The organism is Qipengyuania sp. MTN3-11, assembly GCF_042851825.1.
Classification (GTDB): Bacteria; Pseudomonadota; Alphaproteobacteria; order Sphingomonadales; family Sphingomonadaceae; genus Qipengyuania.
This window is the reverse complement of the sequence record NZ_BTGM01000001.1, coordinates 285952-311629: the sequence shown is the minus strand read 5'-3', so window position 1 is coordinate 311629 and position 25678 is coordinate 285952. Positions and strand designations below refer to the sequence as shown.

The window sequence follows — 25678 nt, the reverse complement described above, 5'->3', positions numbered from 1 at the left end:
CTTGTACAACCTCCTCGACGGCCTGAGCATCATCGAAGCATCGAGCTTCGTCGCCTCGCCCACCGCCGGGCTCTATTGCGCGCAGATGGGCGCGGAGGTGATCCGCGTCGATCACAAGGAAGGCGGGCTCGATTACGATCGCTACATGCTGACCCGCGAGGGGCGATCGCTGAGCTGGGAGAACCTCAACCGGGCGAAGAAATCGGTCGCATTGGACCTCAGGAGCGACGAGGGGCGCGAACTGCTGGTCGAGCTGGCGGCCAAGACGGGCAATCTGATCACCAACCTGCCCGAGAAGAGCTTCCTCTCCCACGGGGCGGTGGCGGAAAGGCAGGTTTCGGGCGCTCCGGACCTCGTCAGCGTTCGGATCATGGGCTGGCACGACGGGCGGCAGGCGATGGATTTCACCGTCAACGCCGCGAGCGGCTATCCGCTGATGTGCGGGCCGGAGGACTGGGACCAGCGCACCGCGCCGCCGGTCAACCAGGTGCTGCCCGCCTGGGATTTCATCACCGGTGCCTATTGCGCTTTCGCCCTGCTCGCGGCGATCCGCCACCGCGACACCACAGGCGAGGGCAGCGAGATGCGCGTCCCGCTGGGCGATGTCGCGATCGGGACCATGGCGAACAGCGGGGCGATGGCGGAGATGCTCTATCGCGGCGGGGATCGCGAGCGGCTCGGAAACGCGATCTGGGGCGCGTTCGGGCGCGATTTCCGCAGCCGCGACGGGGTGCGCTTCATGGTCGCCGCGCTGACGGCGAAGCAGTGGCGCGGGCTGGTGGCGGCGTTCGGCATCACCGTGGAGATCGCCGCCCTCGAGGCGGATACGGGCGCCGATTTTTCCACCGGAGACCGCCCGCGCTTCGAGCACCGCCATGCACTCTTCGCGCTGTTTCAAGACAGGGCGGACCAGTTCGATTGGGCCGAACTTTCCAGCCGTCTCGCCGCCGAGGGCACCACTTTCGAACGCTACCGTACCATGCACGAGGCTGCGAACGACGCCGCGCTCGTGCGCGACAACCCCCTCTTCGGCCCATCACCCGCCAACCCCAGTGACTTTGCTTATCCGGCCCCCCGCAGCTTCGCCAACATTCCCGATCGCGCTGCCGGCGATCCCGCCCCGGCACCCTATCTCGGCCAGCATACCGAGGAGGTGCTGGCCGAACGTCTCAGCCTCGCCTCGGGTACCATCGGTGCGCTCGTGGACCGCGATGTCGCCCGTCTCTCCGACAAGGAAAAGCCATGACCGAATTGCGCCGTGTCGCCATCTGCAAGCCGCTCCGCACGCCGGTCGGCACCTTCCTCGGCAGCCTTGCCCCGCTCGAGGCCGGCGCACTCGGCGCGGCGATTATCCGGGCGCTGGTCGAACGCAGCGGAATCGATCCGGAGCGGGTCGACGACGTGGTGTTCAGCCAGGGCTACGGCAGCGGCGAGGCACCGGCGATCGGGCGCTGGAGCTGGCTTGCCGCCGGAATGCCGATCGATGTGCCGGGCATGCAGCTCGACCGGCGCTGTGGCTCGGGCCTGCAGGCGGTGGCGACGGCAGCGATGATGGTCCAGACCGGCATGGCCGATTGCGTGCTCGCGGGCGGGGTCGAGAGCATGTCCAATGTCGAGCATTACACCACGAAGGCGCGGCACGGGGCGCGGCTGGGCGACATGGTGCTGTGGGACCGGCTGACGCGCGGTCGGCTGATGAGCCAGCCGATCGAGCGCTTCGGGGTGATCACCGGCATGATCGAGACCGCCGAGAACCTCGCCAAGGATTACGGCATCACGCGCGAGGAGGCGGATGCCTTCGCCGTCCGGAGCCACCGCAACGCCGCCGCCGCGTGGGAGACGGGCAAGTTCGACGAGCAGCTGGTCCCGGTCGAAATCCCCCAGCGAAAGGGCGATCCTTTGGTGTTCGCCAAGGACGAGGGCTTCCGTCCCGACGCCAGCATGGAAAGCCTCTCCGCGCTGCGCCCCATCGACGGCAAGCGCGATCCCGATGCCATCGTCACCGCTGGCAATGCCAGCCAGCAGAACGATGCCGCCGCCGCCTGCCTGGTGGTGGCGGAGGACAAGATCGCGGAGCTGGGTCTCGAACCCATCCTCTGGTTCCACTCCTGGAGCGCTGCGGGCTGCGATCCGGCGCGGATGGGGATTGGCCCGGTTCCGGCGGTGGAGCGGCTATTCGCCAGAAACGGCCTCGGCTGGGACGACATCGGGCTGATCGAACTCAACGAGGCCTTCGCCCCGCAGGCGCTCGCCGTGCTCAAGGGCTGGGGCTTTGACGAAGGCGACAGCCGCCGCGACATCGTCAACGTCAACGGCTCGGGTATCTCGCTCGGCCATCCGATCGGCGCGACAGGGATCCGCATCCTCGCCGACATGGCGTACGAGATGCAGCGCCGCGAAGTGCGCTACGGCCTCGAGACCATGTGCATCGGCGGCGGCCAGGGCATGGCCGCGGTGTTCGAACGCGCCGCCTGATTTGTAACTTCACGGAAAAAACCCTAAATCGCGCACCATGGCTACACTCGCTGAACCGAAACAGGACTTCACCCGGTTGCCGGACCTCGATCCGGCCGTCTTTACCGCGCCGCTGAAACGCCCGGATCATGTCGGGGAAGACTGGCTCGAGCCTAAGCAGACCGAATACGACAGCGAGGACGATGCGATCTGGGACGATCTCTTCGCCCGGCAGATGGAGGTCCTGCCCGGCCGCGCCGCCACCGCCTTTTTGGAGGGCACCGAGAAGCTCGACCTCGGCCGTGGCGGCGTCCCCGATTTCGGGGTGCTGAGCGAGGAACTCGACAAGCTCACCGGCTGGAGCGTGGTGCCGGTGCCGATGCTGATCCCCGATCACGTGTTCTTCTGGCATCTCGCCAACCGCCGCTTTCCGGCCGGCAATTTCATCCGCACGCGCGAGACCTTCGACTACATCCAGGAGCCCGACGTCTTCCACGACGTGTTCGGCCACGTGCCGATGCTGACCGACCCGGTCTATGCCGATTACATGGCCGAATATGGCAAGGCCGGATGGAAGGCGATGCGCCACAATCGGCTGAAGGCACTGGGCGCGCTTTACTGGTACACGGTGGAATTCGGCCTGATCGAGGAAAGGCCGGGCGATATCCGGGCCTACGGCGCCGGCATCCTCTCCGGCCCCACAGAGGTCGTCTACGCGGTGGAGGCGGAAAGCCCCAATCGCATCATGCTCAACGTCGACCGGGTGATGCGCACCGATTACGTCATCAGCGATTTGCAGCCGACCTATTTCGTGATCGACAGTCTCGAGGATCTCTACCACCAGACCGTGGAGCGCGATTTCGACCGGCTCTACCGCCAGCTCGACCCGGGCTTCACCTATGCCAATACTGCGGTGATCGACGTCGATCACGTGGTCAATCGCGGCACGCTCGAATACACTTTGCGCGGCGGTCGCGGGAGCGGAGCCAAGCCCGTCTGACCGCATGGTTCCGCACACGAAAAACGGCCCCGGAATCGCTTCCGGGGCCGTTCTAGTTCTCGAACCGGATGATTACATCGGCTCAGCAGCGTCTTCCGTGCCTTCGTCCATCGCCTCGCCGGTCTCTTCCATGGCGTCGGCCTGGTCTTCCGCCTGGTCGACCATTGCGTCTTCCTCGGCGTCGCTGATCATGCCGGCATCTTCCATGGCATCCGCCTGATCGTCGACCATTTCGGCGTTCTGTTCGCCGGCGTCTTCCATCGCGTTTTCCTGCGGGCCATCGCAAGCTACAAGGCCGAGGCTGAGAGCGGCGGCGGAAGCGATAAGGGTGGTCTTCTTGAAATTCATGATCTGGGTCCTTTCGGTGCATTCGCCTCGTCGCGGACTCTGGCCCGAAAGGAGGACGAATATGGCAAGAATGTGTCAGGCAGAGAACGGTTCCCGCCCCGTTGCAGAGCGTCTTAGTTGACGGCCTCTTCCATGTCGCCGGTCATCGCGTCGGTGTCGCCCTCGGCGGCATCTTCGACATTGTCGGCTTCTGCTTCCATCGCATCGGCCTCTTCGTCGGTGATCATGCCCTGATCTTCCATGGTGTCGGCCTGTTCCTCCATGGTTTCGGCCTGCTCCTCGGCAGCCTCTTCCTGCGGACTGTCGCAGGCGGCGAGCGAAAGGCCGAGAGCGGCGACGGAGGCGATGGCAAACTTCTTCATTACGTCTTCCCCTTGGTAATGGAGAACGCGGCATAACAGGGGCCAACCGTCGATGTAAGTCCGAATTGTGGCAGCGCTGCGTGCTGGTCAGGGCCGGGCACCGTCCCCGAGCCGGGTCGCGATCAGATCCGCCAGCGCAATTGCAGCCAGTGCGCCGATGAGGGCCCACAGCAATTGCATCGGGCTTATGCCCGCAAGCAGCGGCACATTGCCAGACAGCGCTCCGCCGGCGAGCGCGCCGGCCACGCCCGCCCCGACGCAGGTCCAGATACCCGTTCGATGCTCGCGCTGGATGACGATCGAGCCCAGCCAGCCCAGAAGCACACCGGTAATGACGAGGATCACGAGGCCCATCGGGCAAAATTCCTGTGTCGTTTCGCCATTTCAAGGCGCGGTCGGACATTTCGTTCCGGCGATTGCGACGAAGCGATGACGGCGAATGGCGTCACGTGTCAGAAAAGCAACAGCAGCGCCACGCCGAGCAAGACGCGATAGATCACGAAGACCATGAGCGATGCGCGCTGGAGGAAACTCATCAGGAACATCATGGTCGCAATGGCGGCCAGGAAGGTCAGGACCCCCGTAACCACCGCATCCATCTGCATCGCCACAGAAGCCTCGGCAAGATCGAGTGCCGCGAGAAGGCCCGCCCCGGCGACTGCCGGGATCGCCAGAAGGAACGAGAAGCGCGCGGATTCGGCACGCTTGTAGCCAAGTGCCCGGGCGGCCGTCATCGTCGAGCCGGAGCGGCTGGTCCCCGGGATCAGTGCCAGCGCCTGTGCCAGCCCGACCAGCACAGCATCGCGCAGGGTCATGTCCTCATAGCTCTTGACCTGCTTGCCGAACCGGTCCGCGAGCCCCAGCAGGACGCCATAAACGATAAGGTTGACCGCGACGAGTTCGGTGGTCCGGAAGCTTTCGAGATAACCGCCGAGCTTGAGGAACAAGCCCAGCGCCACCGCGGGGATCGTACCTGCCAGAATGTACCAGAACAGCCGCCGCTGCGCCGGATCGTTACCGAGACCGACCGCTGCGAACCCGCCACGCGCGAGGCCCATCACATCCTTGCGGAAATAAAGGATGATCGCCAGCAGCGAGCCGATGTGCACCGCGACGTCGATCAGCGGACCCTGGTCGGGAAAATCGGTGACATAGGGGATGAGGATCAGATGTCCCGAGGAGGAGATCGGCAGGAACTCCGTGATCCCCTGGACGATGGCGATGATCAGCTGCTGCAGGAACGTCATGGCCCGCGCCTCTCGGAAGAAGCGCGGGCCAAGTCAATTTGCTTTTTGCGCCCGCTTACGGGCGCCGGGGCTCAGAAGATCGTGATGCGCTCCTCGGGCGGCAGGTACATCTCGTCTTCCGGCGTCACATCGAAGGCATCGTACCAGGCATCGAGATTGCGCACCACGCCGTTGACGCGATACTCCTCCGGGCTGTGCGGGTCGGTGCGCAGCCGCTGGCGGGCCGCATCCTCGCGCTGCTGCGAACGCCATACCTGCGCCCAGGCGAGGAAGAAGCGCTGATCGCCGGTGAGACCGTCGATCACCTTGTCCTCCTTGCCGTCGAGATGCAGCTTGTAGGCGCGGTAGGCCAGCGCGAGACCGCCGAGATCGCCGATGTTCTCGCCCAGCGTCAGCCGTCCGTTGACGCAGGTTTCCCCGCCATCGAGTGGACAAAAGGCGTTGTATTGTTCGACCAGCGCGTTGCCGCGGGCATCGAAGGCTTCGCGGTCGGCGTCGGTCCACCAGTTGCGCAGCATGCCGGTGCCATCGGACTTGGAGCCCTGATCGTCGAAACCGTGGCCGATCTCGTGCCCGATCACGCCGCCGATCCCGCCGTAATTCACCGCCGGATCGGCTGTGATGCCGAAGAACGGCTGCTGCAGGATGCCGGCCGGGAACACGATCTCGTTCTTGGTCGGGTTGTAATAGGCGTTCACCGTCTGCGGCAGCATGCCCCATTCCGTGCGGTCGATCGGACCACCGAGCTTGGACAGCATGTCGTTGTACTGCCACTGCGCCGCAGCCATGCGGTTGGCGAGCGGGCCATCGGCATCGATCGCCAGCGTGTCGTAGGTCTCGAGTTCGTCGCGATAGCCGATCTTCGGGTCGAAGGCGTCTAGCTTAGCGAGCGCTTCCATCTTGGTCGCAGGACTCATCCATTCGATGTCGTCGATGCTCTGGGCCACCGCCTTGCGCAGATTGGCGACCAGATCGACCATCGCGGCCTTGTTCTCGGCCGGGAAGTAGCGCTCGACGTAGGAGGCGCCGACCAGCTCGCCTAGCAGGCCTTCGGTCTCGTCGATCGAACGCTTCCAGCGCGGACGCTGCTCCGGCGTACCGTTGAGCGTGGTGCCGTAGAAGGCGAACTGCGCATCGTCGATCGCGGAAGGCAGCACGGCGGCATTGGAATTGAGGAAGCCCTTCACGGTCCAAGCCTGGAGTACGTCGAGCGGGGTCGCCTGGACCAGCTTCATCATCGCCGGGGTTCCGCCGCCGATCTTGTCGAGCGTCGCCTGGTCGAGACCGAGTTCCTGCGCGCGCGCGGCGCTGGGCGGAAGGTCGGACACGATGAAGCGATCGGTTTCGTCGAAGCCCGCGGTAGTCAGCATGGCGTCGAGCGGGAACCCGCCCGCCATTGCCTGCAGCTCGGCCGGGGTCAGCGCGTTGTAGGTGAGGTCGCGATTGCGGCGGGTTGCGCGATCCCAGGTCACCGTGCGGGCGATCTGATCCTCGAAGGCATAGACCTTCTGGGCCATCTCGGCGGGATTCTGGTATCCGGCCTGCTGGTAGAGGAAGGTCAGGTAGTCGCGATACTTGGCCTGGATGTCCAGGCCCTTCTCGCTGGTGTCGAGGTAATAATCGCGGTCCGGCAGGCCGAGACCGCCCGAGCCGAGATAGACCGAATAGCGGGTCGGCTCCTTGGCATCGACGCTGACATAGCCGCCGAGCGGGCTCGAATAGCCGGGCTTCGACCACAGGGTCACCAGATCGGCCAGCGTGTCCGCGCCACGGATTTCGGCGAGGTAGGGCTGCGCCGGGGCGAGGCCCGCGGCATCGATCGCCGTGTTGTCGTTATAGGCATTGTAGGCCGCAACGATGCGCTTCTCGTCCGCACTCAGGCTGGCTGCATCCTTGGCTACCAGCTCGTCGACCAGCGCCTTGACGTCGGACGTCGATTTCTCGCGCAGCAGGTTGAACGCGCCGAAGCGGCTGTATTCGGGCGGAAGCGGATTGGCATCGAGCCATTTCTGGTTGGCGAAGGCGAAGAAATCGTCGCCCGGATCGATGCTGGGCGACAGGGTCTCGGGATCGAAGCCCCACGTGCCGAAGCTCATGGTCGGAGTCGCCACCTCGCCTGAAGCGGAAGCGGCATCACCCTCTTCGATATGGAAGGCTTCGTGGATACCCTGCGCATCGTGGCTGGCGTGCGCGTCATGCGCGGCGGCCGGAGCGGCGACGGTAAGGGCGAGCGCGCTGGCGCCGGCGGCGAGAAGGTTACGAATCATCTGTGCAGTCTCCCGGAAGAACGCGCGCATGCCCCTTTAAACGAGTCCACGGGGCACAGCGCTGCTGACGCGTCATAGCACATCGGCGCGCCTGACGATGTCATTGGTCGGTCGGATAAGTCTCTTTATAGGATATTCGACTGAACAGGGGCTGAAATCAGGCGGTTTCGCGCCCGAACTGGAGATCCGCCAGGCGCGAATAGAGCCCGCTGCCCGCCGAAAGCTGGGCGTGAGTACCCTGCTCGACGATCCGCCCGCCATCCATCACCACGATCCGGTCGGCCTTGCGCACCGTCGCCAGCCGGTGGGCGATCACCAGCGTGGTGCGATCCCGCATCAGCCGGTCGAGCGCATCCTGCACCAGCCGTTCGCTCTCCGCATCGAGCGCGCTGGTTGCTTCGTCGAGCAGCAGAATCGGGGCATCGCGCAGCAAGGCCCGGGCGATCGCGAGGCGCTGCTGCTGACCGCCCGAGAGGCGGGTTCCATCCTCGCCGAGATAGGTGTCGAGCCCCTCGGGCAGGCCGGCGAGGAAATCGGCGGCGTTGGCTGCGCGGGCCGCTTCCTGAATCGCCTCGTCGTCGGCATCCCAGGCGCCATAGCGCAGGTTGTCGCGCGCATTGGCGCTGAACAGCACGCCCTCCTGCGGGACGTAGGCGATACGCTCGCGGATGTCCGCCGGATCGGCGCTGGTGAGGGGAATGCCGTCCAGCCGGATCGTGCCGGCCTGGGGATCGTAGAAGCGTTCCGCGAGCTGGAAGATGGTCGATTTACCCGCACCCGATGGCCCGACGATGGCGACCGTCTCGCCCGGCTCCACCTCGAGGCTGAAATCGGAAAGGGCGGCGACCTCGGGGCGGGTCGGGTAGCGGAAGGTGACATTGCGGAAGGACAGGCTGCCGCGCGACGGTACGGGCAGCGCCTGCGGGCGGGCGGGCGGCGCGATGGCCGGCGCTTCCTGCAGCAACTCGCCCAGACGGCTTGCCGCTCCGGCCCCACGCAGGAGGTCGCCGAAAACCTCGGTCAGCGCCCCCAGCGCCCCGGCGGCGATCACGCCGGCGAAGACGAAGGCGCCGATCGTGCCGCCGGTGATCTCGCCCTGTTCGACCAGCACCGCGCCGCGCCACAACAGCACGGTGATCGCACCGAAGATCAGCACGATCAGCAGCGCCGTCATCACCGCCCGGATGAGGATGCGGCTCTTCGCGACCGCGAAGGTGCGCTCCACCGCCTCCGCGAACCGGGTGCTCTCGCGCGGCTCCTGGTTGAACGCCTGGACGATCTTCATCGCCGACAGCACTTCGGTGACCATTGCCCCGACATCGGCCACGCGGTCCTGGCTGGTCCGGCTGATCCGCCGCAGCTTGCCGCCGAAGATCACCAGCGGCACCAGGATCACCGGAATGCCGATCAGCAGGTTCACGGCCAGTTGCGGAGCCAGCCAGAAGAGATAGCCGATCGAGAGGACCGCCATGATTATATTGCGCAGCGCGATCGACAGCGTGCTGCCCACGACCTGTTCGATGATCGCGGTGTCGGCGGTCATCCGGCTGGAGATTTCCTTGGGACTGTTCTCCTCGAAAAAGGAGGGCGCGAGGCGCAGCAGGTTGCGGTAGGTGGCGGCGCGGATGTCCGCCACAACGCGCTCGCCCAGCCAGCTGACGAAATAGAAGCGCAGCGCCGTCCCGATCCCGAGCACGCCCACCAGCAGCAGCAGATAGCGGAACCAGCGCCCGATATCCGCCCCGCCGACCCCGCCGGCACCGAAGCCGCGGTCGATGATCAGCTTCAGGGCCGAAGGCAGCGCCAGCGAGGTTATGATCGCGGTGACGAGCAAGGCCAAGCCGGCGAAGGCGAGCTGGGCGGGATAGGCACCGGCGGCGCGAAAGATCATCGCCAGCGGCCTCAGCGAACGGACCTTGCGTGTCCCCTCGCCCGTTTCTTGCGGTTCCTCGTCCATCCCGGCCATCGCCGCCGCCTAGCTCCGCCCACGAGCAAAATCCACTGGCTCCGAACCTTGCTTCGGAAATTGTGCGTTGCACAATCGCGGGGAAATCGCCACCTTGGGAGAGAAAACAACGAATACCGCCGCCAACGATGCGGCACCGCAGGGGACCCGCATTGCTGTATCACGCCTATGAACTCCAGCGCAGCTGGCTCAATTCCGCCAGCGCCTGGGCGTCGATCGGAGCGGAAATGCTCTCCAATCCGGCGCTTCCGATGGGTTACATGGGCGGATATCTGGGCCTCGGCCCGATGGCTGCGAGCGCGCTGGAGGTCTTCGCCCACGCCACGATCACTCGTGGCAAGCCGGCCTGGAACATCGAGACGGTGACGGTCGACGGTGCGGCGGAGACGGTGGAAGAAGCCACCGTGCTCAACAAGCCGTTCGGCGATCTCAAGCGCTTCCGCCGCGACGGCCTGCCCGACGATGCGCCCAGACTGCTGATCGTCGCGCCGATGAGCGGCCACTACGCCACGCTGCTACGCGGCACGGTTGAGCGGATGATCGAGAGCGCGGAAGTCTATGTCACGGACTGGGCCGATGCGCGGACCGTTCCGCTCAAGGAAGGGCAGTTCGATCTCGACGACTACATCGACTACCTCGTCGAGTTCCTCCAATTCATCGCCGAAGCGAACGAGGGCAAGGCGGCGCACATGATGGCGGTGTGCCAGCCGTCCGTCCCGGCCTTCGCCGCCACCGCGATCATGAACGGCCACGACGATCCCGCCGCGCCCAGGACGCTGACCATGATGGGCGGCCCGATCGACACGCGCGAGTCCCCCACCGGGGTCAACGATCTGGCGATGGACCGTCCGATCGAATGGTTCCGCCATAACGTCGTCGCCACCGTGCCGATGCAATATCGTGGCGGCGGCCGCCGGGTCTATCCCGGGTTCCTCCAACTTGCCGGTTTCATGAGCATGAACCTCGGCAATCATCTCATGAGCCATTACGAGATGTTCAAGCATCTGACCGTGGGCGACGAGGAAAGCGCGCAGGCGACCAAGGATTTCTACCAGGAATACCTCTCGGTCTGCGACATGACCGCCGAATTCTATCTCCAGACTGTGGAGGAGGTGTTCCAGAAGCACTCGATCCCGAAGGGCACTTTCGCCCATCGCGGCGAGCAGGTGGATCTCGGCGCGATCGACACCACTGCACTGCTGGCGATCGAGGGCGAGCGCGACGACATCTCCGGGATCGGCCAGACCAAGGCCGCGCTCAAGCTCGCGCCCAATCTCGCCGAGGGGAAAAAGCGCCATTATATGGCCGAAGGCGCCGGGCATTACGGCATATTCAACGGCAGCCGCTGGCGCGAGAAGATCGCTCCGGTGGTCGAGGCCTTCATGGCCGAGCACGGTTGAACCCCCGGACCCGAAACAGGCGCGATCACGATGTTCGGCGGCCTCCCATCGCTATCGCACGAGAACTGTCCGGACCCGGTCGATCAGGTAAATCGCGATCAAAGATAGCCCGAACAGCGGCAGTAGCAGCGCCAGCACAAGGATGATGGGGGCGAATTTGCGGGAGACGCCCCTGCCCTGGCTGGGCGTACCCGATTGGCCCCTCGGCCTGCGCTTCAACCACATCGCCACGCCGAGCACGGACAGGGCGACGAGCGCCAGCGCAACGAGCAGACCCATGATCTGATTGGCGAGACCAAACAGCGCCCCCTCGTGCCAGGCGATGCCGATGTTGATCGCCCGGTCGATCGGATGCTTGTCCGCGAAGCCGCTGCGCGAAAGCTCGGCCCCGGTCCGCGGATCGTAGGTGACGGCGCGGACGAGCGGGCGGTTCTGCGCTTCCGACTTCACCGTCCAGACATCGCCGGTCGGCGGGCCGAAGCGTTGCGGCGCGTGGGGCGGCAGGACAAGCGCGGGGAAGGCCATGTTTTCCGCTTCCGCACGCTGGACGAAAGCGGCGAGCGGCAGGGATCGGACAGGCAATCCGGGTGCTGGCATGGCCTGCGGCTCTGCGCCGTGATCGTGCCCGACCGGCGTCGCGACGGCGGCTTCCTCGGCTCCGGTGCTCCATTCCTGGACGCCCTCGACGAGCCCGAGTTCGGCCCGAGCCCAAGCGAAGGCGCTGCCCCAGGTCCCCGCCCAGGGAAGTCCGCTGGCGAGCATGAGCAGCACCAGCCCCGCGATCCAGAAGCCTGTCACCCGATGGAGGTCCTTCATCAGCGCTCGCCCTTTGAGCGAGAAGCGCGGCCACAGCGTTCCTCCCGCGCGAAACGGCCTCGGCCACCACAGGTAGAGCCCGGTCAGGATCATCACGATGGTCCAGCTCGCCGCCAGCTCCACCAACCGGTCGCCCCAGTCGCCCATCATCAGAGAGCCGTGAAAGCGCGCCACGATGTTGGAAATCCGATCCGCCGGATCCAGCGTCCCGAGCACCTGAGCCTGTGGCGAGACGAACACTTCGACCAGCGAGCCGTCGGGCAGGCCCATTTGCACCATCGCAGCATCGCCGGAATGTTCGGGCAATCGATAATGATGAAACGACGCGGAGGGGAAGGCGGCCTTGGCCGCCTCCAATTGCCGGTCGGCCGATACTGCGCCCTCCAGCGCGAGGCCGCGATAATCGCGCTCCTCCCACCGGTCGATCTGCGGCTTGAACAGATAGATCGCGCCGCTGATCGACAGCAGCAGCACGAAGGGCAGCACGAACAGCCCGGCATAGAAATGCCAGCGCCAGACGGTGCGATAGGTCGCGGTATCGGCCATCGTCGCGCCTCCTAGAACCGCGCCCGCATGCCGCCGAAGACGGCGCGGCGCTCGACCGGATAGAAGATCGCCGAGGCGGGGGTGGCGGTGATCGCGGCGCTGATGTCGCCCACCGCCTTTTCGTCGAAGAGATTGCGGGAATCCACGAACAGGTCGATCCCCTCCGCCACCGTAGCTCCGGCGGTGATCCCGACCAGCGCGTAGCCATCGACCTGCAAGGTGTTGCTGTAGTCGGCGAAGGGCCCGTCGGGCACCCATTCGACGTTGGGCGCAATATGCAGCGTGTCCGTCCCGAGGCGCAGTTCGGCGCGATAGACGTGCTCGGGCACCACCGGCAGGCGATTGTCGCCATATTGCGGGTCATCCTCGAACCGGAAGTCGCTGTAGGTGTACACCTGCCGCAGGCGTGCCCACGGCGCGAGATCGATCGAGAGCGCCGCTTCGATACCCTGGTGATAGGTCTCATCCGCATTGAAGGTCGAGGCCGGGATGTCCGGCCCGACATTGAACTGCAACAGCTCGCCTTCGATATCGGCGCGATAGGCGGCAAGATCCCATTCGACGATCCCGGCGCGCCCGCGCGTACCGATCTCGGCGGTCCATGCGCGCTGGGGATCGAGGCTCACGAAGCTGGCGATCTGCGCCACCTCGATGAAGCCGGGAAATTCGACCGACCGGCTGTAGTTGGCGAAGAACTGGATGTTCTCGTTCGCTTCGAACAGCACGCCGAACTTGGGTGAGAACCCGTCGAATTCGGCGCGCCCGGTTATTCCGGTCGCCCCGCCCGCGAAGCTGTTGAACAGCTCGCGCTGCTCGCGGAAACCATCGGCGTAGATCGCGCCCGCGATCAATTGCAACGGCTCGATCGGGCGGAAACGGACCTCGCCATAGATGTTGGACGTCGAGGCGCGCTGGTCCGCATCGAAGGTCGGTGCGCCGCGCGCGCCGTTAAGGTTTACAAAGCGCTTGGCCTTGGTGTCGCCAAAGCGTGTCTCGCCCCCCAAGGTCACTTCGAACGGGCCGGTCGCGTAGTCGAACCGCGCGTAAACGCCGCGATCGGTCGATTCCTGATCCACCACCTGGAAGATCGGGTGATAGAGCGATTTGGCGTTGACGAACCCGCCCACGTCGAACTGCCCTCCGGCGAACGAGAACCGCGTGCGGTTCTGCAGCCGGATCGAGTCGATATCGCGTGCCTGGTCGCCCACGAAATTGCCCGTCCGGGGTGCGTTCAGCACCGTGGCAAGATCGAGCGCACCGGGTATCTCCTGGTCGATCGAGTTGACGCTGGCGTAGAAGCGGTTCTCGATATTGTTGGCGATCTGCAGACCGACATTGCCATGGAAGCGCAGCGAATTGCGCTGTGCATGGTCGCGATCGCCGTTCGAATTGTCGTAGCTGATCGCCGCCCAGGCATCGCCCGGTCCGCTTTGCACGCCGTAGGACACCAGTCCGCGATAGGTTTCGAAGCTGCCGACATCGCCGCGCAGATAGAGGCCCGCTGCGGTCTCGCCCGTAGGGGTCACGCCGTTGACCGCGCCGCCTAGCGTGCCCGACCCGAAGCGCAGCGCGTTGGCGCCGCGATAGACTTCGAGATATTCGAAGAAGATGGGCTCCAGCTCCTGGAAATCGCCGTTGTCGTCGGCGAGGTTGATCGGCACGCCGTCCTGCAACAGCGTGAGCCCGCGCATGTGGAAGCCGCGCGAGAGGCCGGAGCCGCGGATCGAGATGCGCACTTCCTGCCCATAGCGCGGCTGGAGGTAGACCCCGGGCGAGAAGGCCAGCGCATCGCGCAGGCTCATGAGCGATTTGTCGGCATACTCGTCGTAGGTGACGACATCGGTGCCGCCGGGGGTTTGCGCAGCCCGTTCCTCTGCTTCGTTGGCAGCGCGCTCTCCGGTCACGATGATCGTGCGGTCGCGATCGTTCGGCGAGGCGGTGTCTGGGGTTGCGTCGACAGATGTCTCTTCGGTGTCCGCAAAGGCGGGCGAGGCGCCGGCCAGCATGGCCGCGCCCAAGGCAAGATGGGAAATCTTCACAACAATTCTCCGGTGCGCGGCGCGAGGGGGCTATCCTGCCCGGGTGCAGCGCGCGTGATCTGAATGGAGTGGCGGTATCAGATCGCCGAAGGTGGTCCCCGCAAGGGCGGGCGCAGATAGGTCGGCGGGCGGAGCGCAAGGGGCCGGTTCGACGCGAGGCCGATGAGGACGGCGTAAGCCATCTCCTCCGCCAGCAAATCGTCGCCGATCGTTTGAATGGCGAGCTGCGCCACGCCCGCCAGCGCGCAATCCTCGTCTGGGGTTGCGGACGAGCGCTCGTCCCCCTCATCCGCATGGCCCATTCGCGCATGAGCATCCGTCATATGGTCCATGCCGGCATGATCCGCCCGCGAGTGGCCCTTCATCGCATGTTGCTCGCGCGAGGCGGCGATGGCCCGGACCAGCGGATGGGTCTCGGGACAAACGCTCACCGTCGGCAGGCCGTGCTCGCCGGGCGCGATCATATGCCCGGCAGGGGCCAGCGCGTTGATCCCGAGCGCAAGCAGCAGGAGGACGAGCATCCTCCAGGGCGGCGATCGCCGTATATGGCTCGACGGGATCATCAGGTCGGCGGCCCTACTCTGCGACCGGGGTTACGTCACCACGAAACCGATGGACTGCAGGAAAGGCGATCATCGAAACCGCCACCATTGGCTGGTTCGCGCCGGACCGCAGCAGCGTCTTTGGACGTTGAGCGAGGTTATACATGGAAAGGGCGACCAGGATTGCCCCGGCCGCCCTTCCCCGATTGGGTTTGCCGGTCGATCAGAAGATCTCGAACAGTCCGGCCGCGCCCATGCCACCGCCCACGCACATGGTGACGACGCCGTATTTCGCCCCGCGGCGCTTGCCTTCGAGGAGGACGTGGCCGGTGCAGCGCGCGCCGGTCATGCCGTAGGGGTGGCCGATCGAGATCGAGCCGCCCGAGACGTTGAGCTTGTCGTTGTCGATGCCGAGCTTGTCGCGGCAATAGATGACCTGCACGGCGAAGGCCTCGTTCAGCTCCCAGATGCCGATGTCGTCGACCTTCAGGTCGAACCGCTCGAGCAGCTTGGGAATGGCGAAGATCGGCCCGATGCCCATCTCGTCGGGCTCGGTGCCCGCGACCGCCATGCCGACATAGCGGCCGAGCGGAGTCAGGCCGCGCTTCTCGGCCAGCTTGGCATCCATCAGCACGCTGGCCGAGGAACCGTCGGAAAGCTGGCTGGCGTTGCCCGCCGTGATCGTGGTGCCCTCGCCCATCACCGGCTTGAGGCTGTTGAGCCCTTCCAGCGTGGTTTCGGGCCGGTTGCCTTCGTCCTTGTCGATGGTGACGTCGCGGTCCGAAATCTCGCCGGTCTCCTTGTCCTGCACCTTGTGGGTGGTGGAGACGGGGACGATCTCGTCGTCGAAGCGGCCCTCTTCCTGGGCCTTGGCGGTGCGCTGCTGCGACTGGAGCGCGTATTCGTCCTGCGCCTCGCGCGAAATGCCGTAGCGCTGGGCAACCGTCTCGGCGGTCTGGAGCATGGGCATATAGATCGCCCCGTGCATCGCGATCAGCTCGGGATCGGGCATCACCCGCATGTCCTTCGTCTGCACCAGACTGATCGATTCCTGGCCGCCCGCGGCGACCACATCCATCCGGTCGGTAATGATCTGCTTCGCCGCGGTGGCGATGCTCATCAGGCCCGATGAGCACTGGCGGTCGATGGTCATGCCGCTAGTGCCGATCGGGCAGCCGGCGCGCAGCGCGACCTGGCGGGCGAGATTACCGGCCTGCGTGCCCTGCTGGAGCGCGGCGCCCCACAGCACGTCGTCGACCTCGCCGGGCTCGATCCCGGCGCGCTCGATTGCGGGCTTGAGCGAATAGGCACCGAGCGTCGGTCCCTTGGTGTCGTTGAACCCGCCCTTGTAGGCGCGGCCGATGGCGGTGCGGGCGGTGGAAACGATGACTGCGTCGCGCATTTTTGAACCTTTCGTCGCCCCGGCGAGCGCCGGGATCTGTCTCAGCTATGTCAAACGTGGTGGCGTGCAATCCCGGATCAAGTCCGGGAAGACGGCTACACGAAGAACTGCATGATCCATTCGGTGATCAGGGCGGGCTTGTCCTCGCCTTCGATCTCGATGGTGATCTCGTGGGTCTGCTGCCACTGGCCCGGGCGCTTCTCGACCAGTTCGAGCAGCTTCCAATGGCCGCGGATGCGCTTGCCGGATTTGACGGGCGAGATGAAGCGCGTCTTGTTGCCCCCGTAATTGACGCCCATCTTCACGCCGTCGACCTTCGGCAGGTCCGAATTGGCGCTGAGATAGGGGATCATCGACAGCGTCAGGAAGCCGTGAGCGATGGTCCCGCCGAACGGCGTCATCTTGGCCTTTTCCTCGTCGATGTGGATGAACTGGTGATCGCCGGTCGCCTCGGCGAACTGGTTGATGCGCTCCTGGCTCATCTCCACCCATTCGCTGGTGCCGATGGTCTCGCCGGTCTTCTCTGCCACTTCCTGCGGGGTCATGTCGCTCTCCTGAAATACGGGCCTGAAATGCGGGGCTGCGCGCGACTCCGGGCCGCGCGGATCGGCGCTTTCATGGCGGACGAAACCGACCCGCGCAACCGGCGCGGTGCCGCCGTTACGGCATGGCGGGATCGGGACGGGGCGAGGCGTTCCCGACGCCGCGGGAGACGCCGTGCCGGCGCGGTGCGGCGTCTGTTTCGGCATCGCGGCGGCGGCACCAGTTCCACAGCGCAACCTGCAGGCCGAGGAAGAGGAACACTACCGGCTGGTAGCCGATCCCCTGGAAGGTCGCCCCGACGAGATAGATCACCAGCCCCGACTGCAGCGCGGTGGCGAGCTGCGCGATGCTGGCATCGCCAGGGCCGTCGCGCTGGCGGTACCGGCGTCGTAGCCGTTCCATCTGCACCAGCCCCGATAGCATCAGCAGTAGCCAGATCGCGAAGCCGAAATAACCCTGTTCGCCGAGCAGTTCGAAATAGGCCGAGTGGAAGGCCCGCGCCTTGTCGGTAACTTCCACATACTGAACCGCGGCGGTGTTGCCCGCCTCGGTACGCACGGGCATCTCGTAGGTGAAGGAATTGGCGCGGTAGCTGTCGAATCCGCCGCCCATCGGATTCTCCGCGACGAAATCGAGCGTCCATTGCCACACCGCCACGCGGGTGGAGGCACTCTCATCCCCCTCGGCCGAGCCGATCGTCGCCATCCGCTCGTAGTAGGTCTGCGGCAGGAACGGCAGCGCCAGCACGCCGAGAAGCCCCGCCGCGACGATATAGGCGATCCGGTTCTTGACGCTGCGCAGGCTGAGCACCGCCAGCACCGCGATGCACAGCAGCCCGGTGCGCGCCTCGGTCCCCACCGGGATCAGCAGGCAGGCGAAGATCAGCGCGCAGCCGAACAGTTTCACGCGCCAGTCGGGTGGGAACACCGTGCCGTGCTTCATCAGCCACACTATGAGCGGGATCGACCCGATCGCCACCGTGGCAAGGGTCGAGCTTTCGTAGATGCCCGAGTTGTCGTTGACGAAGAAATAGAGGTTTTCGTAGCCGCCCCCGCCGCCCACCGTCTTGAGCCCGGTGGCGATCACGATTGCCCCCAGCGTCAGAACGATCGTCAGCACCACCGCCTCGATCCGGAGTCGGGTCGTGAGCGTGAAGGGCAGGAAGATCGCGAAAACCAGCGCCTTCCACACCCAGCTCCATTTGTGCGCCGCGTCGAGCGGGAATTGCGAAAGGCTGGTGGTGTACCAGCAATAGAGCAGCAGCAGCACCATCAGCCCCTGGCGGTAATGCGCCCTGAGGTCGCGCTTGTTGTCGACGAAGAGCCAGCCGGCGAAGGCCGCGACGAAGGCGATCAGCGAGATCGGCAGCGCGGGTGTCAGCGTCCAGCCGATCTTCTGGGGGGCAAGGATATCGATGTAGACATAGGCCAGCACCCAAAGGAACGGGCGCGTGATCCCGAGCGCGAGGATACCCATGACGAAGGCGAAGAGCGCCAAGTCAAGCACGGTTGCGGCGCCTCTGCCTGGCCTCGCGGCGGGTTTCCGCCTCCGCATCGTCGCCGAAATCGTCCGAGGGTACAAACTCGCCCTCGCTGTCGAGATCGCTCCGTCGCGCAAGGCGCAGCAGGGCGATCACGAGCAGGCCGTGCGTCAGGGCCAGGGCGAAATAGTCGATCAAGTGCGCATCCCGTGGGGCGGTGTGGACATCCGGCCTACCAGCGGCGTGGTTGACGCGGCGTTAAACCTCTGGTGGCAGAGCATAGGCCCATGATCCGCGTCTTGCACGTCCTCGACCATTCGCTGCCGCTTCACAGCGGCTATACCTTCCGCACCCGCGCCATCATGAAGGCGCAGGTGGCGAGCGGGCTGTCGGTGCGCGGTGTGACCGGGCCCCTCTACCATGCCGGCGAGACCGATATGCAGGAGCACGACGGCCTGACCTTCCACCGCACGGGAACGGCGGTTTCGGGTCCGCCGGGCCTGCGCGAATGGCGTGCGATCAAGGATTTTCGCCGCGCCATCGAGCGGGTGGTCGAAGACTGGCGCCCCCACATCCTTCACGCCCATTCCCCGGCGATCTGCGGCATGGCGGCGCTGGGTGCAGCCCGGCGTACCGGAGTGCCGCTGGTCTACGAAATCCGCGCCTTCTGGGAGGACGCCGCGGTCGGCAACGGGACCGGGCGCGTCGGCACGGCGAAATACCGGCTGACGCGCATGCTGGAAAACCGCGCGGTGGCGGGCGCCGACGCGGTCTTCACCATCGCCCGGGGCTTGCGCGACGATCTGATCGCACGGGGTCACGATGCGGAGAAGATCGGCCTCTCCCCCAACGGAGTCGATCTGTCGCTGTTCGGAGAGCCGCCGGAACGCGATGGGGCGCTGGCGGACACGCTCGGTTTGGCAGAGGGACCGATCATCGGCTTCATCGGCAGTTTCTACGACTACGAAGGTCTCGACGATCTCGTCGCCGCGATGCCGCGGCTTCGCGAACGGCATCCCGGCGCGAAGCTGCTGCTGGTCGGCGGGGGTCCGGTCGAGGATAGGTTGCGCGCGCAGGCGGCGGCATCCCCGGTGGATGATGCGATTGTCTTCACAGGCCGCGTCCCGCATGCCGAGGTCGAGCGCTACTATTCGCTGATCGACGTGCTCGCCTATCCGCGCAAGAAATCGCGGCTGACCGATCTCGTCACGCCCCTGAAGCCGCTGGAGGCGATGGCACAAGGGCGGCTGGTCGCCGCCTCCGATGTCGGCGGTCACCGCGAATTGATCGAAGACGGGCGCACCGGCGTGCTGTTCGCGCCCGACGATCCGGTGGCGAGCGCCGCCGCGTTGGCGGATTTGCTCGATGCGCCGGGGGGCTGGGGAAAGATGCGCGACGCCGCGCGGGACCATGTCGCGCGTGCGCACGACTGGGCGCGCAATGTCGAGCGTTATCGCGCCGTTTACCAACGCCTGCTAGGTGATCCGCCGGAAACCCCGGCGGCCTCGCCCGTCGGGTATTCGCGCAACGGGTAGGAATTCGAAAATCATGTCGCACGGTAACAAGCCGCTTTCGAGCCATCCGGCCTTCCGCTTCGTGGTCGCGTTGTGGTTTGCCGCCCTGCTCGGCTTCGGCACCTTCGTCCTGCCGGCCGGCGTGCTCGAGCGTGCCGCGCAGGCGTCAGGCCTCGCGAGCTTCCTGCCAAGTGCGGCCCCGCCGTTGGGCGACACCGCACGCCTCACCATCAGCATCGCCGCGGCGATGGTGGGCGCGCTGCTCGGCCTGCTGGTCGCCGGTCGCGCCTCGCGCGACGAAAATCCGGGCAGCGACCGCGAGGAGGTCGAGCTTCCCGCGCCCGAAACACCGAAGGCCGAACCCGAAACGCGCCGCCGCCCGCTGCTGGTGCGCGAGGATCTGGCGGTCGACTTCGGTTCGCCCGCTCCCGAGGAACCGGCAATCGCCGACGCCCCGGCACCCGAACCGGCCCTGCAGGAGGACCCCGCGCCGCTGGACGAGCCGGTACCGGAAGTCGAGGTGGCGCTTGGAGAAGACAGCGGCGCCTTTGAAGAAGAGACTGCCCCTGCCGACGACATACCGGACGAGTTCTTCGCCGCCGAACCGCCATCAACCGAAGACTACGGATCGCCATCCGAAGCGGATGCTCCTTTTTCCGCACCCGCCGCGGACGACGATCTCGCCGCACTCGGATCGAGACTGGAGGTCGCTCTGGAGGATTATCGCCGTAGATTCGCCCAATCGGGCAACGAGCCTACCGAAAGCCCGGGAAATGTGACCTTCCTTCGCCGCGATTCAGCAGGCACGAATGTCGCCATGGACGAGACGCACCCGAATCTGAACCCGCAGGCCCAGTTGCGCGAAGCGCTGGACAAGCTTTCCCGTCTCGGCCGGGATGGCTGATCCGGTCCGTTTCTGACCGGAGGATGTAAGGAAATATCGCAGACCTCGCTCGGCTTGGTAAAATTATTGCTTTCTTCGCAGTTGCAATGCGCGATCCCTCTCGTCATGAAGGGTCTTCACGCAATTCGCGCAGCGCCCTGACCGGCGCCGCCAATCCGGTCGTGTCCGGCGGGTCTAAGGAAAGGGCTTGCCGGGCGGGATCGCCCGAGGGAGCAACAGTGACGCCGCCCACCGGCCTTTACGATCCACGCAACGAGCACGACGCCTGCGGCGTCGGCATGGTCGCGCATATCAAGGGTGGCAAGAGCCACGCGATCGTTTCCCGGGCGCTCGAAATTCTCGGCAATCTCGATCATCGCGGCGCGGTCGGTGCCGATCCGCTCTTGGGCGACGGGGCCGGGATCCTGCTCCAGATGCCGGATCTCCTGTTCCGCAACTGGGCGCGGGACGCAGGCGTCGATTTGCCCGACCCCGGGCATTACGCCGTGGCGCAGTGCTTCCTGCCGCAAGACGCCCAAGCAGCGGATTTCGTTACCGAACAGCTGGAAAAGTTCGTCGCCAAGGAAGGGCAGCGCGTGATCGGCTGGCGCGACGTGCCGACCACGCTCGACGGGCTGGGCGAAGCGGTGATCGAATCGATGCCGGTGATGCGCCAGTGCGTGGTCGCGCGCGGAGCCAATTGTCCCGATGTCGACGCCTTCGAACGCAAGCTGATCGTCATCCGCAAGCAGACGTTGAACCCGCTCGCCAAACTTGCCGACAAGCACGATCTTCCCGGCCTGCCGCAAGCCTATATCCCGAGCTTTTCGAGCCGCACCATCGTCTACAAGGGGCTGTTGCTGGCGAATCAGGTCGGCACGTTCTACGACGATTTGCGCGATCCCGACTGCCAGAGCGCCTTCGGCCTCGTCCATCAGCGCTTTTCGACCAACACCTTCCCCAGCTGGCGGCTTGCCCACCCTTATCGCTTCACCGCGCACAATGGCGAGATCAACACGGTGCGCGGCAACGTGAACTGGATGCATGCACGCCGGCGGACGATGGAAAGTGAGCTGCTCGGCGTCGATCTGGACAAGATGTGGCCACTGATCCCGCACGGCCAGTCGGACACCGCCTGCCTCGACAACGCGCTCGAACTGCTTCTGGCGGGTGGATACAGCCTCGCCCACGCCATGATGATGCTGATCCCCGAAGCTTGGGGCAGCAACGATCTGATGGATCCCGAACGGCGCGCCTTCTACGAGTACCACGCGGCGCTGATGGAGCCGTGGGACGGGCCGGCGGCGGTGTGCTTCACCGACGGGCGTCAGATCGGCGCGACGCTCGACCGCAACGGCCTGAGGCCCGCGCGTTTCTGCGTGACCAAGGACGATCATCTGGTCCTCGCCAGCGAGAGCGGGGTGCTGGACATCGCCGAGGAGGACATCGTCCGCAAGTGGCGGCTGCAGCCTGGCAAGATGCTGCTGATCGACCTCGAGCAGGGGCGCATCATCGAGGACGAGGAGCTCAAGGCCGACCTCGCCGGGGCCCATCCCTATCAGGACTGGCTCGATGCCGCGCAGTACACCCTCGCCGATATCGAGCATATCGAGCCCGAACTGTCGGAAATTCCCGTGGCCGAAACCTCGCTGCTCGAGCGCCAGCAGGCCTTCGGCTACACGCAGGAGGACCTCACCCGCTTTCTCGAGCCGATGGCCCAGGGCACCGGCGATCCGGTCGGGTCGATGGGCACCGACACGCCGATCGCGGTGCTCAGCAACCGACCGCGGCTGCTCTACGATTACTTCAAGCAGAACTTCGCCCAAGTGACCAACCCGCCGATCGATCCGATCCGCGAGGAATTGGTAATGAGCCTGCTGTCGATGATCGGCCCGCGCCCCAATCTGCTCGGCCGCGACGCCGGCCTGCATAAGCGGCTCGAGGTCAGCCAGCCGATCCTCACCAACGAGGATCTGGCCAAGATCCGCTCGGTCGAACTCGCGCTCGACGGGGCCTTCCGCACTGCGACGATCGACTGCACCTGGGACGCCGCCACCGGCGCGGAGGGGCTGGCCCAGGCGCTCAAGGAAATGTGCTGGGCGGCGACCGAGGCGGTGCTGCAGGATCATAACATCCTGATCCTGTCCGACCGCGCACAGGGGCCGGACCGGGTGCCGATGCCGGCGCTGCTCGCCACCAGCGCGGTGCATCACCAGCTCGTCCGCCAGGGCCTGAGGATGCAGACCGGACTCGTGGTGGAGACCGGCGAGGCGCGCGAGGTGCATCATTTCTGCGCGCTGGCGGGATACGGTGCCGAAGGGATCAATCCCTATCTCGCGCTGGAGACTCTGGAAGAGCTGCGCGCGGTCAAGTTTCCCGACTTCGATCCGGTCGCGGTGCGCGACCATTACGTCAAGGGCGTGGGCAAGGGCATTCTCAAGGTCATGTCCAAGATGGGCATATCGACCTACCAGTCCTACTGCGGGGCGCAGATCTTCGACGCGGTCGGCCTGTCGAGCGAGTTCGTCGACGCCTGGTTCGACGGCACCTCTACCACCATCGAGGGGGTGGGCCTGACCGAGGTCGCGGAAGAGGCGGTGCGCCGCCACGCGCAGGCTTACGGCGACAGCCCGCTTTACAAGGACATGCTCGATGTCGGGGGCATCTACCAGTATCGCCTGCGCGGTGAGGACCATGCCTGGACGCCGGAAACCGTCGCCAATCTCCAGCATGCGGTGCGCGGCGAGCGGGCGGACAATTACGAAGCCTTCGCCAGAGCGATCAACGACCAGAGCGAGCGCCTGCTGACGATCCGCGGGCTGATGGAGCTGAAGAAGGCCGAGCAGCCGCTGGCTCTCGACGACGTCGAGCCCGCGGCCGAAATCGTCAAGCGCTTCAGCACCGGAGCGATGAGCTTCGGTTCGATCAGCCGCGAGGCGCACACCACGCTCGCCGTCGCCATGAATCGCATCGGCGGGCGCTCCAACACCGGCGAGGGCGGCGAGGAACCCGATCGCTTCGCGCCGCTCGACAACGGCGATTCGATGCGCAGCCGGATCAAGCAGGTGGCATCCGGGCGCTTCGGCGTGACGACGGAATATCTGGTCAATTCCGACGACATCCAGATCAAGATGGCGCAGGGCGCGAAGCCCGGCGAAGGCGGGCAGCTACCCGGCCACAAGGTCGACAAGGCGATCGCCGCGGTGCGCCACTCGACACCGGGCGTAGGGCTGATCAGCCCGCCGCCGCATCACGACATCTATTCGATCGAGGACCTCGCGCAGCTGATCCACGACCTCAAGAACGTCCAGCCCGGCGCGCGCATTTCGGTCAAGCTGGTCAGCGAGGTCGGGGTCGGGACGGTCGCCGCCGGCGTCTCCAAATGCAAGGCGGACCACGTCACCATTTCCGGCTACGAGGGCGGCACCGGCGCCTCGCCGCTCACCAGCCTCACCCATGCCGGCAGTCCGTGGGAAATCGGCCTCGCAGAAACCCAGCAGACGCTGCTCCTCAACGATCTGCGCAGCCGTATCGCGGTGCAGGCAGACGGGGGCCTCAGGACCGGGCGCGACGTCGCCGTCGCCGCGCTGCTCGGCGCGGACGAATTCGGCTTCGCCACCGCCCCGCTGATCGCGGCGGGCTGCATCATGATGAGGAAATGTCACCTCAACACCTGCCCGGTGGGCGTGGCGACGCAGGACCCCGAGCTGCGGAAACGCTTCACCGGCACGGCCGAACACGTGATCAACTATTTCTTCTTCGTCGCCGAAGAACTGCGCGGGCTGATGGCGGAGATGGGCTTCCGGACGGTCGAGGAGATGATCGGCCGCGTCGACCGGATCGACATGCGCCGCGTGCGCCGCCACTGGAAAGCGCACGGGGTCGACCTCTCCCGCCTGCTCGCCAATGTTCGTCCGGACGGGCCGCTGCGGCACACGCAGGATCAGGACCACGGTCTCGGCGCGGCGATGGACAACGAATTGATCGAGGCCTGCGCCCCCGCGATCCAGCGGCGCGAGCCAGTGGTGCTCGAGCGAGCGATCCGCAACGTCAACCGTTCGGTAGGTGCGATGCTCTCTGGCCGGATCGCCGCGGCGCATGGCCATGCCGGCTTGCCCGCCGACACCGTGCGGATCGCGTTGAACGGGGTCGCCGGGCAGAGCTTCGGTGCCTGGCTGGCCCACGGCGTCACGCTCGATCTCACCGGCGATGCCAACGATTACGTCGGCAAAGGCCTCTCGGGCGGGCGCATCGTCGTGAAGCCGCCTCGGGATGCGCCGCGCACGTCCGACGACAACATCATCGTCGGCAACACCGTGCTCTACGGCGCGGTCGCGGGCGAGGCCTATCTCGCCGGTGTCGCGGGCGAGCGCTTCGCGGTGCGCAACTCGGGAGCCATCGCTGTGGTCGAGGGCACCGGCGACCACCCTTGCGAATACATGACCGGCGGGGTGGTCTGCATCCTCGGGCGCACCGGTCGCAATTTCGGCGCGGGCATGAGCGGCGGGATCGCCTATGTCTACGATCCCGAGGGCGATTTCGATAAGCGGGTCAATCCGGCCCAGGTCGAAGTGCGCGCCATCGAGAACCGCCGAGACGAATACGAGGGCACCGGGCGTCCGCAGCAGCGCGGCAACGGTGTCGATCATTCCGGCATGGGCGATCCGCTCTATCACGATGCCGAGCGGCTGCGCATCCTGGTCGAGCGGCACCTGCTGCACACCGGGTCGGCGCGGGCCGAGGCGCTGCTCGGCGATTGGGACAACGCGCTGGGCCAGTTCCGCAAGGTCATGCCGCGCGATTACGAGAAGGCGCTCAAGGCTCTAGAGGCGGAGCGGGAGGAACACGCCATGGAAGCGGCCGAATGAT

At 65.8% G+C, this 25678-nt stretch carries 20 protein-coding genes; 7 read left to right on the top strand and 13 right to left on the bottom strand.

All coding sequences use genetic code 11. The annotated features are described in order from the left end of the window. Nucleotide 1 precedes the first annotated feature (1 nt). The 3 genes from ACGHN1_RS01535 to phhA are packed head-to-tail and all read left to right on the top strand — an operon-like array spanning nt 2 to nt 3454. Nucleotides 2-1246, top strand: a complete 1245-nt coding sequence (locus ACGHN1_RS01535; protein WP_390547730.1) for a CoA transferase — start codon at nt 2-4, stop codon at nt 1244-1246. Next, nucleotides 1243-2475, top strand: a complete 1233-nt coding sequence (locus ACGHN1_RS01530; protein ID WP_390547728.1) for an acetyl-CoA C-acetyltransferase — start codon at nt 1243-1245, stop codon at nt 2473-2475. The genes ACGHN1_RS01535 and ACGHN1_RS01530 overlap by 4 nt, the downstream gene beginning before the upstream one ends. Nucleotides 2476-2512: 37 nt before the next feature. Further along, nucleotides 2513-3454, top strand: a complete 942-nt coding sequence (gene phhA / locus ACGHN1_RS01525) for a phenylalanine 4-monooxygenase (protein WP_390547726.1) — start codon at nt 2513-2515, stop codon at nt 3452-3454. 72 nt (nt 3455-3526) lie between these two features. Here phhA and ACGHN1_RS01520 read toward each other — a convergent pair whose 3' ends face one another. The 6 genes from ACGHN1_RS01520 to ACGHN1_RS01495 all read right to left on the bottom strand — a co-directional run bounded on the left by ACGHN1_RS01520 (nt 3527) and on the right by ACGHN1_RS01495 (nt 9644). Next, complete coding sequence (locus ACGHN1_RS01520) at nt 3527-3802, bottom strand: hypothetical protein (protein ID WP_390547724.1); 276 nt, start codon at nt 3800-3802, stop codon at nt 3527-3529. Between the two features lie 113 nt (nt 3803-3915). After that, a complete protein-coding gene (locus ACGHN1_RS01515; protein WP_390547722.1) occupies nt 3916-4164 on the bottom strand; it encodes a hypothetical protein in 249 nt (82 codons plus the stop codon). Nucleotides 4165-4251: 87 nt separating this feature from the next. Beyond that, nucleotides 4252-4518, bottom strand: a complete 267-nt coding sequence (locus ACGHN1_RS01510) for a hypothetical protein (RefSeq protein ID WP_390547720.1) — start codon at nt 4516-4518, stop codon at nt 4252-4254. A gap of 98 nt (nt 4519-4616) precedes the next feature. Further along, nucleotides 4617-5411, bottom strand: coding sequence for an undecaprenyl-diphosphate phosphatase (locus ACGHN1_RS01505; RefSeq protein ID WP_390547718.1), 795 nt, complete (start codon nt 5409-5411; stop codon nt 4617-4619). A gap of 71 nt (nt 5412-5482) precedes the next feature. Next, complete coding sequence (locus ACGHN1_RS01500; RefSeq protein ID WP_390547716.1) at nt 5483-7678, bottom strand: M13 family metallopeptidase; 2196 nt, start codon at nt 7676-7678, stop codon at nt 5483-5485. 157 nt (nt 7679-7835) lie between these two features. Continuing rightward, complete coding sequence (locus tag ACGHN1_RS01495; RefSeq protein WP_390547715.1) at nt 7836-9644, bottom strand: ABC transporter transmembrane domain-containing protein; 1809 nt, start codon at nt 9642-9644, stop codon at nt 7836-7838. A gap of 152 nt (nt 9645-9796) precedes the next feature. On the opposite strand from ACGHN1_RS01495, the gene ACGHN1_RS01490 reads away from it, so the two are divergent. Next, on the top strand, nt 9797-11044 hold the full coding sequence (locus ACGHN1_RS01490) for a polyhydroxyalkanoate depolymerase (protein WP_390547713.1): 1248 nt from the start codon (nt 9797-9799) through the stop codon (nt 11042-11044). Between the two features lie 51 nt (nt 11045-11095). Here ACGHN1_RS01490 and ACGHN1_RS01485 read toward each other — a convergent pair whose 3' ends face one another. From ACGHN1_RS01485 to ACGHN1_RS01455, 7 genes are all read right to left on the bottom strand, one after another. Next, nucleotides 11096-12406 (bottom strand): PepSY-associated TM helix domain-containing protein, encoded by a 1311-nt coding sequence (locus ACGHN1_RS01485; RefSeq protein WP_390547711.1) that lies wholly within the window; start codon nt 12404-12406, stop codon nt 11096-11098. An 11-nt stretch (nt 12407-12417) separates the two neighbouring features. Further along, nucleotides 12418-14412, bottom strand: coding sequence for a TonB-dependent receptor family protein (locus tag ACGHN1_RS01480; RefSeq protein ID WP_390549727.1), 1995 nt, complete (start codon nt 14410-14412; stop codon nt 12418-12420). A gap of 110 nt (nt 14413-14522) precedes the next feature. After that, complete coding sequence (locus ACGHN1_RS01475) at nt 14523-14966, bottom strand: hypothetical protein (protein WP_390547710.1); 444 nt, start codon at nt 14964-14966, stop codon at nt 14523-14525. A 244-nt stretch (nt 14967-15210) separates the two neighbouring features. Beyond that, on the bottom strand, nt 15211-16389 hold the full coding sequence (locus ACGHN1_RS01470) for an acetyl-CoA C-acyltransferase (protein ID WP_390547708.1): 1179 nt from the start codon (nt 16387-16389) through the stop codon (nt 15211-15213). 95 nt (nt 16390-16484) lie between these two features. After that, a complete protein-coding gene (locus ACGHN1_RS01465; protein WP_390547706.1) occupies nt 16485-16934 on the bottom strand; it encodes a MaoC family dehydratase in 450 nt (149 codons plus the stop codon). A gap of 115 nt (nt 16935-17049) precedes the next feature. Then, the gene (locus tag ACGHN1_RS01460) at nt 17050-18438 is read right to left on the bottom strand and encodes a putative O-glycosylation ligase, exosortase A system-associated (protein WP_390547704.1); all 1389 of its coding nucleotides are present in this window, start codon (nt 18436-18438) and stop codon (nt 17050-17052) included. Continuing rightward, complete coding sequence (locus ACGHN1_RS01455; protein WP_390547702.1) at nt 18431-18610, bottom strand: hypothetical protein; 180 nt, start codon at nt 18608-18610, stop codon at nt 18431-18433. Before ACGHN1_RS01455 ends, ACGHN1_RS01460 begins: the two co-directional genes overlap by 8 nt. Nucleotides 18611-18699: 89 nt before the next feature. Between ACGHN1_RS01455 and ACGHN1_RS01450 the strand changes: the two genes are divergently transcribed. From ACGHN1_RS01450 to gltB, 3 genes are all read left to right on the top strand, one after another. Continuing rightward, nucleotides 18700-19947 carry a TIGR04063 family PEP-CTERM/XrtA system glycosyltransferase gene (locus ACGHN1_RS01450; RefSeq protein ID WP_390547701.1) on the top strand — a complete coding sequence of 416 codons (1248 nt, stop codon included), beginning with the start codon at nt 18700-18702 and terminating at the stop codon, nt 19945-19947. A gap of 13 nt (nt 19948-19960) precedes the next feature. After that, complete coding sequence (locus tag ACGHN1_RS01445; protein WP_390547700.1) at nt 19961-20830, top strand: hypothetical protein; 870 nt, start codon at nt 19961-19963, stop codon at nt 20828-20830. Nucleotides 20831-21048: 218 nt separating this feature from the next. After that, nucleotides 21049-25677 (top strand): glutamate synthase large subunit, encoded by a 4629-nt coding sequence (gene gltB / locus ACGHN1_RS01440; RefSeq protein WP_390547698.1) that lies wholly within the window; start codon nt 21049-21051, stop codon nt 25675-25677. Nucleotide 25678 lies beyond the last annotated feature (1 nt).

Excerpts from the sequence above, each read along its gene's own strand:
- ACGHN1_RS01530 (WP_390547728.1), top strand. The coding sequence starts at position 1,243 with ATGACCGAATTGCGCCGTGTCGCCATCTGCAAGCCGCTCCGCACGCCG.
- phhA (WP_390547726.1), top strand. The coding sequence starts at position 2,513 with ATGGCTACACTCGCTGAACCGAAACAGGACTTCACCCGGTTGCCGGAC.
- ACGHN1_RS01520 (WP_390547724.1), bottom strand. The coding sequence starts at position 3,802 with ATGAATTTCAAGAAGACCACCCTTATCGCTTCCGCCGCCGCTCTCAGC.
- ACGHN1_RS01515 (WP_390547722.1), bottom strand. The coding sequence starts at position 4,164 with ATGAAGAAGTTTGCCATCGCCTCCGTCGCCGCTCTCGGCCTTTCGCTC.
- ACGHN1_RS01510 (WP_390547720.1), bottom strand. The coding sequence starts at position 4,518 with ATGGGCCTCGTGATCCTCGTCATTACCGGTGTGCTTCTGGGCTGGCTG.
- ACGHN1_RS01505 (WP_390547718.1), bottom strand. The coding sequence starts at position 5,411 with ATGACGTTCCTGCAGCAGCTGATCATCGCCATCGTCCAGGGGATCACG.
- ACGHN1_RS01500 (WP_390547716.1), bottom strand. The coding sequence starts at position 7,678 with ATGATTCGTAACCTTCTCGCCGCCGGCGCCAGCGCGCTCGCCCTTACC.
- ACGHN1_RS01495 (WP_390547715.1), bottom strand. The coding sequence starts at position 9,644 with ATGGCCGGGATGGACGAGGAACCGCAAGAAACGGGCGAGGGGACACGC.
- ACGHN1_RS01485 (WP_390547711.1), bottom strand. The coding sequence starts at position 12,406 with ATGGCCGATACCGCGACCTATCGCACCGTCTGGCGCTGGCATTTCTAT.
- ACGHN1_RS01480 (WP_390549727.1), bottom strand. The coding sequence starts at position 14,412 with ATGCTGGCCGGCGCCTCGCCCGCCTTTGCGGACACCGAAGAGACATCT.
- ACGHN1_RS01475 (WP_390547710.1), bottom strand. The coding sequence starts at position 14,966 with ATGCTCGTCCTCCTGCTGCTTGCGCTCGGGATCAACGCGCTGGCCCCT.
- ACGHN1_RS01470 (WP_390547708.1), bottom strand. The coding sequence starts at position 16,389 with ATGCGCGACGCAGTCATCGTTTCCACCGCCCGCACCGCCATCGGCCGC.
- ACGHN1_RS01465 (WP_390547706.1), bottom strand. The coding sequence starts at position 16,934 with ATGACCCCGCAGGAAGTGGCAGAGAAGACCGGCGAGACCATCGGCACC.
- ACGHN1_RS01450 (WP_390547701.1), top strand. The coding sequence starts at position 18,700 with ATGATCCGCGTCTTGCACGTCCTCGACCATTCGCTGCCGCTTCACAGC.
- ACGHN1_RS01445 (WP_390547700.1), top strand. The coding sequence starts at position 19,961 with ATGTCGCACGGTAACAAGCCGCTTTCGAGCCATCCGGCCTTCCGCTTC.